Raw genomic sequence first — 15,566 nt, forward strand, 5'->3', positions numbered from 1 at the left:
CGGCACACAAGTGACGGTGTTTAGCCGCCGGAAATATCCAGTTCAGCCTCCACCAGACCCAGACGCTCAGCATCGCCGAGGATGCGCGAATCCAGCCAGCCATCGGGCAGGTGCGGCTGCTTGGGGCTGCCGGCGCGACCGCGCGAACCCTCAACGGCGGCACCCGGGTAGCCAATCGAGTGGTCCAGCTGAGCAATCAGCTCACGGAACGTCGCCAGGTCGGGCACCTGGGCCATCTTCGCGCGCAACTCGCCGCCAACCGGGTAGCCCTTGAAGTACCACGCCACGTGCTTGCGGATCTCGCGCAGGCCTCGGGTCTCATCGCCGAAGGTTTCCACCAGCAGTTCTGCGTGGCGGTAAATCATGTCCGACACCTCAGTCAGGGTCGGGCGGATACGCTCCGCCGAACCCTCAAACGCATTCTGCAGGTCACCAAACAACCACGGGCGACCCTGGCAGCCGCGACCAATCACCACGCCATCCACGCCGGTCTGCTCAACCATGCGCACCGCATCCTCAGCGGAGAAAATATCGCCATTACCCAGAATCGGCACATCCGGAATCAGCTCACGCAGCTGCGCAATAGAATCCCAGTCAGCCTTACCCGAATAATGCTGAGCCGCAGTACGACCGTGCAGAGCAATCGCCGCAACACCGGCATCACGAGCAATCTTGGCGGACTCCAAGAACGTAATGTGCTCATCGTCGATGCCCTTACGCATCTTAACGGTCAGCGGAATATCGTTGCGGGACGCCTCCTTCACCGCGGTCTGCACAATCGCCGTGAACAGGTCAGTCTTCCAGGGCAGGGCGGCACCGCCACCGCGGCGAGTCACCTTAGGAGCCGGGCAGCCAAAGTTCAAGTCAATGTGGTCGGCACGGTCCTCTTCAACGACCATGCGCACAGCCTTACCGACGTTGACCGCGTCCACACCGTAAATCTGGATGGAGCGAATCTTCTCGTCCGGGTCATGCTCAATAATGCGCATGGACTCGGGCTTACGCTCCACCAGGGCGCGCGCAGTCACCATTTCGGTAACGTACAGGCCGCCGCCATATTCACTGCAGAGGCGGCGGAAAGCCTTATTGGTCACGCCGGCCATCGGGGCGAGAACCACGGGAGTGTCAACGGTCAGTTTGCCCAGTTTCAGGGGCGGAAGGGTAAGACGGGGTACTTCAGAATTCACCCCTATATTGTGGCATACGGGGGCAAATCGAGAACCGGACTCAGCTGAGGGGGTACAGGAGCCCAGTGCAAGCTCAGCAACCGCGAGGATGCGCAGGTACGCGAGAGGGGCGGAGGAGCATTCCGCTCTCCCGCCCCTCTTGAGCAAGAGTCAGCCAGCAGGCTCAATACCGCGAACCTACCCGAGAACCTACTCGGTCACGTAAATATAGGTCGGGTCACCCTCCACCGAAGCAGTACCGGCACGCAGCAGCACATCGGTCACCTGAACCAGCGCCTCCATGGCGTCATCAACCTCAACCAGCACCGGGTACTTAGCACTCAGCAGGGACAACACCTGCATAATCGCCTCCACGGCACCCTCATTATCGAAGTCGTAGCCCAGCAGCAGTTCCGTGGCGGTCTTCTCATCCACCAGCGCCGCCTCCGGGTCCGTCTCAAAGGGGTGGTAGCTCACCGCAAACGCAACAATCGGGCCCTTCTTACCCTCGGCAGCAGCCTCACGAATATGGTCACGAAGCACCACGGCTCCAAAAGCACGCACCTCATCCGAGAGGAAGTAGCGGTTCACCGTGCCCATACCCACCTCAGCAGGAACATCCCACTCGTGGGCGCGGCGGTAGAAATTCCACAGCGCAGAAGTCAGCTCCACCGAACCGGTCGCCAAATCCTCAATCGCCTGAGTCTCATTACCGTCAGCGTCCTCACGCAGCGACACCGGAGGAATCGCACCCGGCTCCACACGTACCATACGGGAACGCTGAATCAGCTTCATACCAGCAGCATGCGCAAACTCCTCACCGTCACTAAACGGCGACAGCTTCACGCGCAGAGCGGTGGTCTGACCGTGCGCCGCCGCAATCTCACGCAACGCATTCAGCAGGGCGGTACCAATACCCTGACGGCGGTGGTCAGCAGCCACCTCGATGTAGGACCACAGACGCGTCGGATGCAGCAGCGAAGCCACCACAGTACCCGCAGCCACCGGCACACCAGAAACAGTCACCACCAGGGTGCGGCTAAACGGCGCATCCGTATCCGGGCCAAAGAGGCCACGCTGGCGCTCCTCAACCTCATTGCGGGCAGAGTTCCAAATCTCAAGCAGGGCAAGGTCATCACCCTCCTGCCAGGGGCGAATCTCAAATTTTTCGCTGAGGCGTTCAGCCATATCCGTGCACCTTTCCTTTGCTCGCGTCAAACGTGCCAATCAGTCTAACCAGGGTAGCCCAAATACACGACGGCGGGTAGCCTCTTTCGCTCTAAGAAGCTACCCGCCGACCATGTTATAAATTATTTTTAGCCTGCCAGGCGTGCAGCCAGGTAAGACTTCACCTGATCCAGAGCCACACGCTCCTGGTTCATGGTGTCGCGCTCGCGGATGGTCACAGCCTGATCCTCAAGAGTGTCAAAGTCCACGGTGATGCAGAACGGGGTACCGATCTCATCCTGGCGGCGGTAACGGCGGCCAATAGCGCCCGCCTCGTCGTAGTCCACGTTCCACAGGCCACGCAGCTCATTCGCCAGCTTAGTTGCCGGCTCAGACAGCTCAGCCTTCTTCGACAGCGGCAGAACAGCAGCCTTCACCGGTGCCAGGCGCGGGTCGAGCTTCAGCACGACGCGCTTATCCACGCCACCCTTAGTGTTGGGTGCCTCATCCTCGACGTATGCGTCAACAAGGAACGCCATCATGGAGCGGGTCAGACCGAAGGACGGCTCAATCACGTACGGCACGTAACGCTCACCGGTAGCCTGGTCGAAGTACTCAAGCTTCGCGTTGGAGTGCTCGTTGTGCACGCCCAGGTCGTAATCGGTACGGTTCGCAACGCCCATCAGCTCGCCCCACTCGGAACCCTGGAAGCCGAAGCGGTACTCAACGTCAATAGTGCCAGCCGAGTAGTGTGCACGCTCCTCCTTGGGGACGTCGAAGCGGCGCATGTTATCCGGGTTAATGCCCAGGTCAACGAACCAGTTCCAGCAGTCCTCAACCCACTCGTTGAAGTACTTATCAGCGTCATCCGGGTGCACGAAGTACTCAATTTCCATCTGCTCGAACTCACGAGTACGGAAAATAAAGTTACCGGGAGTGATCTCGTTACGGAACGACTTACCAATCTGGCCAATACCGAACGGCGGGCGCTTACGAGAAGCAGTGACCACATTGTTGAAGTTCACGAAAATACCCTGAGCGGTCTCCGGACGCAGGAAGTGCAGACCCTCCTCATTATCAACCGGGCCCAGGTAAGTCTTCATCAGACCGGAGAAGTTCTGCGGCTCAGTCCACTCGCCACGAGTACCACAGTTCGGGCAAGCAATCTCTTCCATACCCTCAGCCGCGCGGCCCTTCTTCGCCTCAAAGTTCTCCAGCAGGTGATCCTGACGCAGACGCTTGTGGCACGACAGACACTCAACCAGCGGGTCGGTGAAGGTCGCCACGTGACCGGACGCCTCCCACACCGCACGAGGCAGAATAACGGAGGAGTCCAGGCCAACCATGTCCGCACGGGAGCGGACGAAACGCTGCCACCACTGCTGACGGATGTTTTCCTTCAGCTCCGCCCCGAGGGGGCCGTAGTCCCATGCGGAGCGGGAACCGCCGTAAATTTCACCGGCCTGGAAAACAAAGCCGCGGCGCTTCGCAAGCGCAATAACGTTATCGAGGGTGGACTTTTCAGCCATAGTTACTCCTTCTGCCCCGCCACCGGCTGTGACGTGCGTGAGTTCGGGTTCATAAGGGACGCCGCCCAGAACGGGGCGCCCGCATTCGCGCTCATCGGCGCAATATGCACACTTTTTGATGCAAGACACTAGGGTACCATCACCACCCCGCCCCTGGGTATGCCCACCCTGCCCACCGCTCCCCCATTTTCGGGAAGCCAGGACGTACCCGGCGGGATAAACTAGGAAGCATGGAAGAAATTTTTATTCGCGACGACATGATCCGCCTCGGCCAGTTCCTCAAGCTCGCCAACCTCGTAGAGGACGGCGCGCAGGCACGCGAGGTCATTCAGCACGGCCTGGTAAAGGTCAACGGCGACATTGAAGAAGCACGCGGCAAGCAGCTACACCCCGGCGATACCGTGACCTTCAACGGCGTGACCGTGAAGGTTGCGCACGAGGGCTAGCACCGTCTGATTACACGTTTGGAATCTGGGAACGGTGAGGGGCAGTGCTCCTCCTCGTTCCTACAGGGAACCCGCCCTCGCTTCGCTTCGGGCACCCTCCGCAGCGAAGCAAGGAGAAGCGGAGCGTCCGGGTGCGGCGGGTGCCCCTGCAGGAGCGGAGGAAGGGTATAGCGTACCCACCCACCCAGCCCCTGTAGGAACGAGGACGATAACCGCCTTCAGCGCGGAAAATAAGGCTAAACGTAAAGCCCCCGAGTCGTCATGACCCGAGGGCTATACGTTTAGTCGATTTAGGCGTCAGAGCCTTCCACGGTGCCGGTCGCCTCCGCAACCTTCTGCGCACGAATACGCGGCTCCTGACCCTGCACCTTCACCTCCAGGAACTCGCCCACGTGGCGAATCTCCATGGCGCTCACGCCGTGATCCATTCCACCCATCTCGTCCATGGTTCCCATATGACCCTGAAAGGGTGCGCTTCATGGTGGAGCCTTTCAGGGTCATATGGGGCAGTGGAGAGAAGTGGTGAATCAGTGGACGGCGGTGGATGCCGGAGTAGGCGTGGTGTGTTCTTCCTTCGGACTGGTGGGAGCCAGGTGGGCCGGGTCCAGATCAATCCGGCGTAGCAGCTGAGCGTTAAGCGCCACCACAATCGTCGACAGCGACATCAACACCGCAGCAGCAGCCGGGGGAAGCAGAATGCCGCTAGAGGCGAGCACGCCGGCGGCCAGGGGCACGGACAAGATGTTGTAACCGGACGCCCAGATGAGGTTCTGGATCATCTTGCGGTAGCTGGCCTGCGAGAGCTCAATCATCGACAATATTGCCCGGGGATCGTCACTGGCCAGGACCACTCCGGCGGATTCCATTGCCACATCCGTACCGGCCCCGATGGCGATGCCGACCTCGGCGCGGGCCAGGGCCGGGGCGTCGTTGACACCGTCGCCGACCATGGCCACGCTCAGGCCACGCTCCTGTAGCTGGGTGACCTTGGTGTCCTTGTCCTGGGGCAGGACCTCGGCGAAGACCTCATCGATCCCCAGGTCCTGGCCAACCGCATGGGCCACCTGTTGCGCGTCACCGGTAATCATCGCGACCTTCACCCCGCGGTCCTGCAGGGCTTTCACAGCGGCGCGGGATTCGGGGCGGATCTTGTCCTCGACGGCCACCGCACCGATAATCTGACCGTCGCGGACAATATGGAGCACACCGGCCCCACGCCCGGTCCAGGCGCTGGTGGTGTCGGTGAGCTCGGCCGGGGTGGTGAGGTTGAACTCGCGCAGCATGTTCGGCCCGCCCACGAGGATCTCAGCGCCATCGACAGTGGCCCGGACCCCCCGGCCGGAGGCGGCGCTGAAACCAGTTGCACGGATTTGCCGACGAGAGGCCTCGGGATGGGCGGCCGCGGCCGCCACGATGGCGCGGGCCACGGGATGCTCGCTGTCGGACTCCGCGGCGGCGGCCAGGGCCAGCAGCTCGCCCTCAGTGACGCCGACAGTTGCCGCGACACCGGTGACCGCGTGCGCGCCCTCGGTCAGGGTGCCGGTTTTATCGAAGAGCACCACGTCGATGGTGCGCATCCGCTCGAGCGCCATCCGGTCCTTGATGAGCACCCCGGATTTCGCGGCCCGCTCGGTGGAGATCGCAATGACCAGCGGAATCGCCAGGCCCAAGGCGTGCGGGCAGGCGATGACCAGCACCGTGACCGTGCGCACCACGGCATCGTCCGGGCTGCCGATGGTGGTCCACACCACCGCGGTGATCAGAGCAGAGATCAGCGCGAACCAGAACAACAACGCCGCCGCCCGATCCGCCAGGGCCTGGGCCCGGGAGGAGGACTCCTGTGCGTCGGCAACCATGCGTTGGATTCCGGCCAAGGCGGTGTCCCCGCCGGTAGCCTCCACCCGGACGCGGACGGTGTTGTCGGTGGCCACGGTACCAGCGACCACCTTGTCACCGGTGTCGCGGAAGACGGGACGGGATTCGCCGGTGATCATCCCCTCATCGAATTCGGCAGCTCCGTCGATGATGGTTCCGTCGGCCGGCACCCGGGCACCGGCCCTCACCAGTACGACGTCGCCGACGACCAGCTCGGAGATGTCCACGGTGTGGGTGGTCCCATCGATGACTTTCTCGGCCTCATCCGGCAACAGGGCAGCCAGCGCGTCAAGCGCGGAGGACGCACCCCCGAGAGCGCGCATCTCCAGCCAGTGGCCCAGCAGCATGATGGTCACCAGCAGGGCCAGCTCCCACCAGAAGTCGAGGTCAAAACCGCCCAGCCCCAGAGTGGTGACCCAGGAGGCGACAAACGCCACGGTGATGGCCATGGCAATCAGGAGCATCATCCCGGGTTGGCGGGATTTCAGTTCCTTCCATCCGCCCTTGAGGAAAGGCGTTCCGCCGTAGACGAAGATGATCGTGTCCAGTACCGGGGGAATCCAGGTGGATCCGGGGAATTCCGGGAGGGGGTAGCCGAGCAGGTGGGCGACCATGGGGCTGAAAATAACGACGGGAATGGACAGAATCAGTGACCACCAGAAGCGTTCCCGAAACATTGCGGTGCTGTGCCCGGCGTGTTCGCCGTGACCATGAACCTGGTGGTCTTCGTCCAGGACGGAGTGCGGGTGACCGTGGTGCATCGCCTGGCCGTGGGTGTCGGCGTCTGCGTGGTGTTCGTGGCTGGCATGATTCGGGTGGTGGGTGTGGTCTGTTTCCGGAGCGGGGTGATCACCATGGTGATCGCCGGAATGGTGGGGAGTGTTCATGACGTTCCTTTCGCTCAACCCGGTCGGGGTCGAGATGATGGGTAAATCGATCAGGATAAGACGGTGTAGCCGGTCGCCTCGATAGCCCGGCGAACCATCTCCGGAGGTACGACACCGGTGACCGTGACGGTGGAAACACCACCAGCAGCGAGATCAACCTGGACGTCGTCGACCTGGGGGAGGGTCTGAAGGGCCTGGGTCACGCTTTTCGCGCAGTGCCCGCAGGTCAGGCCGGTGACCTGGTAGCTAGAGGAGGACCCTCCTGCTGACGAGTCGCTGGCGGCAGGGTTGGAGACGGTGTCGGCATGTGAGGCAGGTCCGCAACAGCTGCAGCCGTGGGAGGCCATCGGCAAGAGGCGGGGCGGGGAGGTGATCATGGGAAAGCTCCTACGGGTCGGTGGGATGCGGCAATGCTACTCTCCAGCATATACCCCCCTGGGGTATATTTTCAAGAGGTGGAGGCACTGCCCTCATGCGGGGCAGGGTGTGGTCACCGAGCAGCCTCCTCACTGTCGGGAGGGGACAGTGGGAGGCGGAAGGCGCATCCGGAAAACGCGGCCGCGCCCGCACAGTACCCCAGCACGGAAAGGCGGTATCGTCCGAACGTGACATCAGGGTGCCCGAAGCGAAGCGAGGGCGGGTTCCCTGTAGGAACGAGGACGATAACCGCCTTTCCAAACGGAACTACACGTAAGCCCCCGAGTCGTCAGACCCGGGGGCTTTCCATATAGTCGATTTAGGCGTCGGAGCCTTCCACGGCGCCGGTCGCCTCCGCAACCTTCTGCGCACGAACACGCGGCTCCTTACCCTGCACCTTCACCTCCAGGAACTCGCCCACATGGCGAATCTCCATGGGGCCAACGCCGTGGCCGATACCGGCGTACAGCACCTTGATGCCGTCGGTGTACTTGCGGATCCAGTCGTAGGTGTAGTTCACTATCTCCTGCGGGATGACGGGGTCTTCCTGGTCGCGGCCGAAGAACACCGGCAGTTCGGTCTTCTTCAGCTCCTCATCCTTGAAATAGGGCGAGTCGGAATCCACCGCGTAGCCGGACAGGCCCACCACGGCGGCGAACTCGCCGGGGGCGTGACGCACCATCGAAGTTGCGATGCCCATGCCCTGCGAGAAGCCCAGCAGGGTCACCGAAGCGTACGGTTCACGGTTTGCGCGCACCCACTCCAGCACGTAGTCGCTCGCCTGCTCGATGGCGCGCTGATCGGATTCGAGCTGCTGGTTCAGCGGGTACCACTGGTAGCCGATAGCGTCCGCGGCAATGTAGGCGCCGGTCGAGTCCGCGGAGAACTGGGTACCGACCGGCTGCGGGGCGCGCATGGAGGCGTAGGTGAAGCCCTCCTGCGGAAGGTGCGCCGCCAGGGACAGCAGATCGTGCTCCTGGGAGCCGTAGCCGTGCAGCATGAGCACCAGGTGGGTGCCTGCGCGTTCGTTCTCGGGGCGGGTGTATTCGACGACGTATTTGTTTTCGCTCATGCACCCATCTTAGCGAGGACTCCCCCACAAACCTGCACCGCGGGTTCCGCCGCTAGCTTGACCCTCACCTAACGTCAGGTTCTACAGTGAAACCATGGACGCGAACATAACACCACCTGACGGGCAGCACGAATACACCGTAGGAGAAGCGGCATCATTGCACGGGCTAACAGTCCGCACGCTGCACCACTGGGAGCACCGAGGCTTACTCAACCCGGCGCATGATGAGTTCAACGGGTACCGGTACTACACCGACGCAGATCTTGAACGAATCACCGTCATCATGGGGTACCGCGCCACCGGCATGAGCCTTGACGCCATTCACAACATACTGCAGGACGAAGCGAACAGCACCGAGCATCTACTCGCTCAGCGGGATATGCTTCAACGCAAAATCGTCGCGTACAAGCGCATGCTTGAAACCATCGAACATCTTTTGGAGGACACTATGGCACCTAAAAATGAGCAGCTCAGCGCTGCCGAAAAAGCAGAAATTATGGGCGAGGGATTCAGCCTAGCCCACCAGCAGGAGGCGCAGGAGCGTTACGGAAAAACTGACGACTGGGCCGAGTACCAGCGCCGTACTGCAACGATGAACCGTGCCGACTGGCAGAACGGCAAACAGCAGGTTGAGGAGGTGGAGCACGCCCTCGTCGAGGCGTTCAACCGCGGCGTGCAGCCGGGCAGCGAGGAGGCGAACGCACTCGCTGAGCGGCACCGCGCCTCCCTGTTCTTCTTTGAGGTCACCCCCGCCAAGCACGCGATTCTGGCTCGCGGCTACGTTGGGGATGCCCGTTTCAAGGCGCACTACGAGAAGCTCGCGCCCGGGCTTGCGGAGTGGCTGCGGGAGGTCATCTTTGAGAACGCTCGTGCGCACGGTGTTGACCCGGAGAAAACTACTTGGGGGTAGACTTCCGAGGTGAAGATACCTCGTGACTGAGCCTGAGTAGCTGAGCACGAAAAGACGCCCGGATTCCCTGTGTGGGAATACCGGGCGTCGGCATGCATACCTGCATGAAAATTAGACGGTTATCTAGCGGGTGCCATCGAGGTGGCTGCGGTGCTCCTGGATACGGCGGTCCAGGTGCTCAAGGTTCTGTTGCAACCCCGCAATCTCGTTTTCAATCTTTCGGCGGGCGCGCTCCATCACATCAATGGACAGGGCGTGATCATCCGGATTGTCCAAGATTGTACGAATGTCGGCAAGACTCATGCCGGCCTGACGGCAGGTAGCAATAAACCGTGCTGCGGAGATAGACTCCTCATCAAAAATACGGGTTCCGTGAGCATCACGGGGCACCGCTATGAGCCCCTCTTTCTCGTAATAGCGCAGGGCGTGGGTGCTCACCCCCAACTGCTCCGCTACCTCTTGAATACTTACCACAGCGTTAATGCTATGGGGTTAGAGCTGGTCTAAAGCAAACTGAGAACCCTTACCTTCCAGTGCAACAGGAGGCTACTTCCGCGGTATCTCGCGGAGCTTTCAAAAAGCGCCAGAAAAACCGGAAAATATTCCCTGACCTGGAACAATAGCCCACAAATATGCGCAAAGAAACGCCGAATGCTCGCATTGTGCAAGCACCCGGCATCTCCTTACCTAACCTTTAGGGTGAAGGTTAATTCTCGGCGGGCGAAAGAACCTGTGAAGACACTCTCTGCCGGCACGGAATTTACCCGTATGTAGGTGGCATAAGCAGCATTCAGAAGGCACCTAGCCGATGCCCCCGATGCTGGTGGTTCTAGTGGGTGACGGTACCGTACAGGCGAGTCATCGAGTCCAGTGCCTCACGCTCACGCTGCGCCTCACTCGGGGTAGCAGACCCCTCCTCAACACCCAGCGCACGAGCCAGGATACGCTCAACCTGCTTCGACTCAATCAGGAAGCCGTCATGGCCGTGGTTCGACTCAATAATGTCCACGGTAACCGGGGTGGGCAACGCCTCCGCCAGGCGGTGCGACTCATGCGGGAAGAACAGGCGGTCCGTGTTTACCGCCGCAATGGTCCACTCGCAATCGGTGTGAGCCAGCGCCTGCGCCAGGGTGCCGCGGCCACGAGCCACATCATGCGAAATCAGTGCCTCGTTGACCGCCAGGTAGCTGTTCGCGTCAAAACGCTCAACCAGCTTGGCGCCGTGGTGGTCCAGGTAGCTTTCGATAGCGTAGCGGCCACGCGGCTCACCCAGAGAGCCACCCACGGTGCTTTCGCCGCGGTTTTCCTCGCGGCCGAAGCGGTGCTCCAGCTCGGCGGGGCTACGGTAGGTGGTGTGTGCAATACGGCGCGCCAGGGCAAGGCCCGCAGTCGGCGCGGGGCCAGCATAGTAGTCACCGCCGGCGAAGTTCGCGTCCGAACGAATCGCAATGTTCTGGGTATGAGCCCACGAAATCTGCTCAGCCGTCGCCGAAGGACCGGAGGCAATCACCGCGCATCCGCGCACCAGCTCAGGGTTGGTTGCCGCCCACTCCAAGGCGCGAGCGCCGCCGAGGGAACCACCAATCACGTAGCGGAAGCTGGTCACACCCAGTGCACGAGCCAGGTGCGCCTCGGCACGTACCGAGTCGCGGATGCTTACCTGTGGGAAGCGGGAACCCCAATGCTCACCGGCACCCGGGTAGCCTTCGGGAATGATGCTTGCCGGGCCGGTGGAGCCGTAGCAGCCGCCCAGAATATTGGGGGCAATCACGAAGTAGCGGTTGGTGTCCACGACCGAGCCGGGGCCCACGATGCCTTCCCACCAGCCATCCGATTCGATAGCGCGAATCAGCGGGGCGGGCATATCCGGGGTGGGTACGCCACGGGAGACGTGCGTGTCACCGGTGAGCGCGTGCAGAATCAGGATGGCGTTATCGCCAGCCTCATTGAGGGTGCCCCAGGTTTCGTAGCCGATGGTGACCTGCGGCAGGGTTACGCCGGATTCGAGCTCCAGGTCGCCGATGTTCAGCTGACGCAGGTAGCCTTGCGCTTCGGGGTGCTCGCGCTGGGTACCCGCCACGGGGATGGGTGCGGTGACAGGCTGGTTGATAGTGCCGGGCTGGGTGGTGCCGGACTGGCTAGTGCTCTGGGCGGTCATGGGGGTTCCCTTCACTGGGTTGGCCGGCGAGGTGGTGCCGGGTGTGAGCGGGGTACTCGTCTGTGGGTAGAAGAAGCAACAGGTTGGGCGGCAACAACGCCGATCAGTCACAAAATGCTCCGTAACGGGGAATCCGCAGGTGGACCGAAAAGCCGTAGTCTTTCCGGTCCACCTGCGGGTTGCATCACCGTTTAGGAGAGGGTGTCGAAGCCCAGCTGCAGGTCGGCGAGAATATCGTCGATGTTCTCAATACCGACTGCCAGGCGCACGAAGTTCGGGTACACGCCAATCTTCTCCAGCTCTTCAGCGGAAAGCTGGGAGTGGGTGGTCGAGGCGGGGTGAATCACGAGCGAGCGCACATCACCGATGTTCGCCACGTTGGAGTGCAGCTTCAGTGCATCCACGAAGTCGCGGGTCTGCTCCAGGGTTGCACCCTTGAGGGTGAAGCCGAGCACCGCGCCGGGGCCCTTGGGCAGGTACTTCTGTACACGCTCGTACCAGGGGGAGGATTCCACGCCAGCCCAAATGACCTTGTCGACCTGCGGGTTTGCTTCGAGCCAGCGGGCGACCTTGGTGGCGTTCTCAATGTGGCGTTCGATGCGCAGGGAGAGGGTCTCCAGGCCGATGCCGATGTTGAAGGCGTTGGTCGGGGAGATAGCAGCACCGGTGTCGCGCAGCAGCGAAACGCGTGCCTTCAGGATGTAGGAGAGGTTCGCGCCGAATGCGGAGTCCTTGCCCAGGTCGCGTGCGTAGACCAGGCCGTGGTAGCCGGGTGCGGGCTGGTTGAACTTGGGGAACTTCTCGGGGTCTGCACCGTAGTCGAAGTTACCGGAGTCAACAATCACGCCGCCGATGGAGGTGCCGTGACCGCCCAGGTACTTGGTGGCGGAGTGAACCACCACGTCCGCGCCGTGCTCGATGGGGCGCAGCAGGTAGGGGGTGGGCACGGTGTTGTCCACGATCAGGGGCACGCCGTTTTCGTGCGCAATTGCGGCGATGGGCTCGATGTCGAGCACGTCGTTGCGGGGGTTGGGCACGGACTCGCCGTAGAAGAGCTTGGTGTTGGGGCGAACCGCGGCGCGCCATGCGTCCAGGTCGTCCGGGTCCTCAACGAAGGTGGTTTCGATGCCGAGGTCGGCGAGGGTGTACTTGAGCAGGTTGTAGGTGCCGCCGTACACGGAGGGCGAGGCGACCACGTGGTCGCCAGCGCCGGCAATGTTCAGAATCGCGTAGGTGATAGCTGCCTGACCGGATGCCAGCAACAACGCGCCAACGCCGCCTTCCAGGGAGGCGATACGGTTTTCGATAGCTTCCTGGGTGGGGTTGTTGAGGCGAGTGTAAATGGGGCCCAGCTCGGCGAGGGCGAAACGGTTCGCTGCCTGCTCGGCGCTGTCAAAGACAAAGGAAGTGGTCTGGTAGATGGGTAGTGCCCGAGCTCCCGTTGCGGCATCCGGCGCCTGACCTGCGTGGATCTGGCGGGTTTCGAACTTCCAACCTGCGGGGTTGGCGGGAGTCGGGACGGTAGTGTTGTTGCTCATGCGTGGCTCCTATTGGGGATTCTTAGGGGGCCGCATGCCGACGGTACAGGAATCGTCGTCGAATAATCCTGTCACGATTGATGTACCGGTTTCGGTCACATCGGTCCCGCGCTTGCGTCACGCTTGTGCGTGCCGCCTGGTCTTCACCCAGGGCACCCCACCGCGGAGGAGGGTTGCCGGCCAGCTAGCTGGGGCTTATCGCTGGCGCTCTTGACCTGTTATTTAGAGTGTCATAGGGCACGGGGTGGGGTCAAGGGTTTTGTGGGTAGACGGCACTTTAAGACATTTCATTGCAAAGATGACGTTTTTTAACGTCCGTAACAAAAAACCGCCTGCAACAAAACGTTGGCGACAATGCCGGGTGGCAACCGAGGGGTTTGAAAGCCCCCTTCCACATACAGTAACCCCCATCACTTTTATCCGCGCTTTTCGGTACACTGAGACTACAACACTGACTACACATACACTCGTGCAGGGCGCGGCGCACTACGCCGTTTATCCTGCCCAGCATCCCTCCGGTATAGGGGCCAGAGGGCCATACCCGAAGGTTACCTACCATGTCTCTTGTTCTTGATGCCGCGCAGCTCAGCCGCGTCTTTGGCAAAGGTGAAAACGCTTTTACCGCCGTCGACCGGGTGTCGCTTCGCGTTAGCTCCGGCGAGATCCACGCCCTCCTCGGCCCCAACGGCGCGGGCAAAACAACCACCGTGCAAATGTGCTCGACCCTGCTCACCCCCACCGGCGGCGCCCTCACCGTGAACGGTATCGACGCCATCGCCCACCCGCAGCGGGCACGCCGTCACGTGGGTCTCGCACTCGGCGGGGATAGCGGCTTCTACCCGCGCGCCAGCGCCCGCGACAACTTGCTCTTCTTCGCCGATGTTGCGGGGGTTTCCGGGCGGAGCCGGCGGCGCGAGGTGGACCACGCCCTAGCCCGCGTGGAACTCACCGATGCGGCGGCGCGACCCTTTCAGGAGTTTTCCCGCGGCATGAAGCAGCGGTTGCACATCGCCCGCGCGCTGCTCGGCTCCCCCGCCCTGCTCCTGCTGGATGAGCCGACCAATGGGCTCGACCCCGATATCGCCCTGACCGTGCGAACCCTCATCCGCTCCCTCGCGGAAGATGGTGCCGCCGTTCTGCTGACGAGCCATCTGCTCGGCGAAATCGAGGACCTGGCGCACACCATCACCGTGTTGGGCGCCGGTTCCGTCGCCGTGAGCGGCAGCCTCGAGGACGTTGCCGCGCACGCAGGTATTGCCGCCACGACCGTGGTACAGGTCGAGGCCACCGCCACCGAGGGGCTTGATACGCTCCGCGGATTCCTCGGCGAGCGGGCTGCGGTGCTCTTCGCCCCGCGCGGTTCCGGCTGGGAGCTGACCCTCTACTGGCACGGCGAGCGCGCTACGTTCGAGTCGGGAGGGGCGCACCGCATCCTGGCGGAGGGACTCGCCGCCGCGAACATTGGGGCACGAACCGAGCCGTACACGCGCCCGGCGACCTTGGAGGAGGCCTACCTGGCGATGGCGGAGGGGCTCAAGCGATGAGTACTCAGACGCGACGCTCGGAGGAGTCCCAGCGGCAGGATCGGCGGTACGACCTGTGGCAGGAGTGCGCCCGCCAGCTGCGGCTGATGAGCTTTAGCCTGCGCCAGTTCCTGACGGTCCCGTACTTTATTCAGCTGCTTATCAGTACGGTGCTCGGCTCGGTTATCCTCCAGGCACTCGCCGTACACGCGGCGGCGCAGAACTCCGCAGGTCAGGCTGTCGACCCGACCCTGGCGTGGACCCGCGCCGGCATTGTGGGTATGTGGTCGGTCTGCATCGTGTCTGCGGGCATTATCAATTTTGAGCGTTTCCGCGGGACCCTCGTGTACCTGTGTTCGGGGTCGATTTCTCCGGTGCGGGTGCTGGCGTCTATCGTTTCGAGCGCCTCCATTGTGGGTCTGGCGGCTTTGCCCCTATCGTGGGTGGTTTGGGCTCTTGTGACGCTCAATCCGCGGGTCACAGACTTTTCTGAGCTCTGGCCGCGCTACGTTCTGGGCGTTCCCCTGCTGTGGGTTGCTTGCCTGTCGGTCACGTTCATGATTGCGGTGTTCTTCGTGGCGACGCCGAACGCTATCGCCTACGAGGAGCTGCTCCTCGTGCCGGTGTTTATTCTCTCCGGGGTTCTTTTCACGACCGTTGAGGCGCCTGCCTGGCTGGATGCCGCGGGCGTGCTCATTCCCCTGCAGACGCCGGTGCACCTGCTGCTTGGGCGTACCGCCATCACTACCCCGGCAGATGCGCTTCTGCCAGTAATTCAGACCCTAGTCGTGAGCTTCATCTGGGCGTTGTGTGCTTTTCTCTTTGCCCGAAGGGCTCTCGCCACTGCCCGTCGCCGCGGCACCCTGGGGGCGATGTAG

At 62.2% G+C, this 15,566-nt stretch carries 14 protein-coding genes and 1 riboswitch; of the genes, 4 read left to right on the forward strand and 10 right to left on the reverse strand.

Annotated elements, in window-relative coordinates:
• Positions 1 to 20 precede the first annotated feature (20 nt).
• The 3 genes from dusB to QZ822_RS03710 all read right to left on the reverse strand — a co-directional run bounded on the left by dusB (position 21) and on the right by QZ822_RS03710 (position 3,862).
• On the reverse strand, positions 21 to 1,187 hold the full coding sequence (gene dusB, locus QZ822_RS03700) for a tRNA dihydrouridine synthase DusB (protein ID WP_294642693.1): 1,167 nt from the start codon (positions 1,185 to 1,187) through the stop codon (positions 21 to 23).
• A 189-nt stretch (positions 1,188 to 1,376) separates the two neighbouring features.
• Positions 1,377 to 2,354, reverse strand: coding sequence for a GNAT family N-acetyltransferase (locus QZ822_RS03705; RefSeq protein WP_005507053.1), 978 nt, complete (start codon positions 2,352 to 2,354; stop codon positions 1,377 to 1,379).
• 128 nt (positions 2,355 to 2,482) lie between these two features.
• Positions 2,483 to 3,862, reverse strand: coding sequence for a glycine--tRNA ligase (locus QZ822_RS03710; protein ID WP_005507052.1), 1,380 nt, complete (start codon positions 3,860 to 3,862; stop codon positions 2,483 to 2,485).
• A gap of 230 nt (positions 3,863 to 4,092) precedes the next feature.
• Between QZ822_RS03710 and QZ822_RS03715 the strand changes: the two genes are divergently transcribed.
• Positions 4,093 to 4,308, forward strand: a complete 216-nt coding sequence (locus QZ822_RS03715; protein WP_070832751.1) for an RNA-binding S4 domain-containing protein — start codon at positions 4,093 to 4,095, stop codon at positions 4,306 to 4,308.
• Positions 4,309 to 4,598: 290 nt separating this feature from the next.
• On the opposite strand, the gene QZ822_RS03720 is transcribed toward QZ822_RS03715, so the two are convergent.
• The 4 genes from QZ822_RS03720 to QZ822_RS03735 form a co-directional block, all read right to left on the reverse strand.
• Positions 4,599 to 4,754 carry a hypothetical protein gene (locus QZ822_RS03720; RefSeq protein ID WP_294454201.1) on the reverse strand — a complete coding sequence of 52 codons (156 nt, stop codon included), beginning with the start codon at positions 4,752 to 4,754 and terminating at the stop codon, positions 4,599 to 4,601.
• A gap of 81 nt (positions 4,755 to 4,835) precedes the next feature.
• Entirely contained in the window at positions 4,836 to 6,860 is a 2,025-nt protein-coding gene (locus tag QZ822_RS03725; RefSeq protein WP_294642840.1) for a copper-translocating P-type ATPase, read from the reverse strand.
• Positions 6,861 to 7,120: 260 nt separating this feature from the next.
• The gene (locus QZ822_RS03730; protein WP_294642696.1) at positions 7,121 to 7,447 is read right to left on the reverse strand and encodes a heavy-metal-associated domain-containing protein; all 327 of its coding nucleotides are present in this window, start codon (positions 7,445 to 7,447) and stop codon (positions 7,121 to 7,123) included.
• A gap of 359 nt (positions 7,448 to 7,806) precedes the next feature.
• Positions 7,807 to 8,559: an alpha/beta hydrolase gene (locus QZ822_RS03735; protein ID WP_294642699.1), complete on the reverse strand. Its 753-nt coding sequence runs from the start codon at positions 8,557 to 8,559 to the stop codon at positions 7,807 to 7,809.
• Positions 8,560 to 8,653: 94 nt separating this feature from the next.
• On the opposite strand from QZ822_RS03735, the gene QZ822_RS03740 reads away from it, so the two are divergent.
• Positions 8,654 to 9,469: a MerR family transcriptional regulator gene (locus QZ822_RS03740; RefSeq protein WP_294642701.1), complete on the forward strand. Its 816-nt coding sequence runs from the start codon at positions 8,654 to 8,656 to the stop codon at positions 9,467 to 9,469.
• Between the two features lie 123 nt (positions 9,470 to 9,592).
• Here QZ822_RS03740 and QZ822_RS03745 read toward each other — a convergent pair whose 3' ends face one another.
• From QZ822_RS03745 to QZ822_RS03755, 3 genes are all read right to left on the reverse strand, one after another.
• A complete protein-coding gene (locus QZ822_RS03745) occupies positions 9,593 to 9,943 on the reverse strand; it encodes a MerR family transcriptional regulator (protein ID WP_294642703.1) in 351 nt (116 codons plus the stop codon).
• Positions 9,944 to 10,298: 355 nt separating this feature from the next.
• Positions 10,299 to 11,627: a homoserine O-acetyltransferase gene (locus QZ822_RS03750; RefSeq protein WP_294642705.1), complete on the reverse strand. Its 1,329-nt coding sequence runs from the start codon at positions 11,625 to 11,627 to the stop codon at positions 10,299 to 10,301.
• 191 nt (positions 11,628 to 11,818) lie between these two features.
• Positions 11,819 to 13,165, reverse strand: coding sequence for a bifunctional o-acetylhomoserine/o-acetylserine sulfhydrylase (locus QZ822_RS03755; RefSeq protein WP_294642707.1), 1,347 nt, complete (start codon positions 13,163 to 13,165; stop codon positions 11,819 to 11,821).
• Between the two features lie 103 nt (positions 13,166 to 13,268).
• A riboswitch (SAM riboswitch) is annotated at positions 13,269 to 13,381 on the reverse strand.
• Positions 13,382 to 13,722: 341 nt separating this feature from the next.
• Here QZ822_RS03755 and QZ822_RS03760 point away from each other — a divergent pair.
• Together QZ822_RS03760 and QZ822_RS03765 are read left to right on the forward strand one after the other, a co-directional pair.
• Positions 13,723 to 14,709, forward strand: coding sequence for an ABC transporter ATP-binding protein (locus tag QZ822_RS03760; RefSeq protein WP_294642709.1), 987 nt, complete (start codon positions 13,723 to 13,725; stop codon positions 14,707 to 14,709).
• The gene (locus tag QZ822_RS03765; RefSeq protein WP_294642711.1) at positions 14,706 to 15,566 is read left to right on the forward strand and encodes an ABC transporter permease; all 861 of its coding nucleotides are present in this window, start codon (positions 14,706 to 14,708) and stop codon (positions 15,564 to 15,566) included. Before QZ822_RS03760 ends, QZ822_RS03765 begins: the two co-directional genes overlap by 4 nt.

This window comes from uncultured Rothia sp., from assembly GCF_916715725.1.
GTDB lineage: Bacteria > Actinomycetota > Actinomycetes > Actinomycetales > Micrococcaceae > Rothia.

Bases quoted from the DNA above. Each gene is read 5' to 3' on its own strand.
- QZ822_RS03705 (WP_005507053.1), bottom strand. From the start codon at position 2,354: ATGGCTGAACGCCTCAGCGAAAAATTTGAGATTCGCCCCTGGCAGGAG.
- QZ822_RS03710 (WP_005507052.1), bottom strand. From the start codon at position 3,862: ATGGCTGAAAAGTCCACCCTCGATAACGTTATTGCGCTTGCGAAGCGC.
- QZ822_RS03715 (WP_070832751.1), top strand. From the start codon at position 4,093: ATGGAAGAAATTTTTATTCGCGACGACATGATCCGCCTCGGCCAGTTC.
- QZ822_RS03720 (WP_294454201.1), bottom strand. From the start codon at position 4,754: ATGGACGAGATGGGTGGAATGGATCACGGCGTGAGCGCCATGGAGATT.
- QZ822_RS03725 (WP_294642840.1), bottom strand. From the start codon at position 6,860: ATGTTTCGGGAACGCTTCTGGTGGTCACTGATTCTGTCCATTCCCGTC.
- QZ822_RS03730 (WP_294642696.1), bottom strand. From the start codon at position 7,447: ATGATCACCTCCCCGCCCCGCCTCTTGCCGATGGCCTCCCACGGCTGC.
- QZ822_RS03735 (WP_294642699.1), bottom strand. From the start codon at position 8,559: ATGAGCGAAAACAAATACGTCGTCGAATACACCCGCCCCGAGAACGAA.
- QZ822_RS03740 (WP_294642701.1), top strand. From the start codon at position 8,654: ATGGACGCGAACATAACACCACCTGACGGGCAGCACGAATACACCGTA.
- QZ822_RS03750 (WP_294642705.1), bottom strand. From the start codon at position 11,627: ATGACCGCCCAGAGCACTAGCCAGTCCGGCACCACCCAGCCCGGCACT.
- QZ822_RS03755 (WP_294642707.1), bottom strand. From the start codon at position 13,165: ATGAGCAACAACACTACCGTCCCGACTCCCGCCAACCCCGCAGGTTGG.
- QZ822_RS03760 (WP_294642709.1), top strand. From the start codon at position 13,723: ATGTCTCTTGTTCTTGATGCCGCGCAGCTCAGCCGCGTCTTTGGCAAA.
- QZ822_RS03765 (WP_294642711.1), top strand. From the start codon at position 14,706: ATGAGTACTCAGACGCGACGCTCGGAGGAGTCCCAGCGGCAGGATCGG.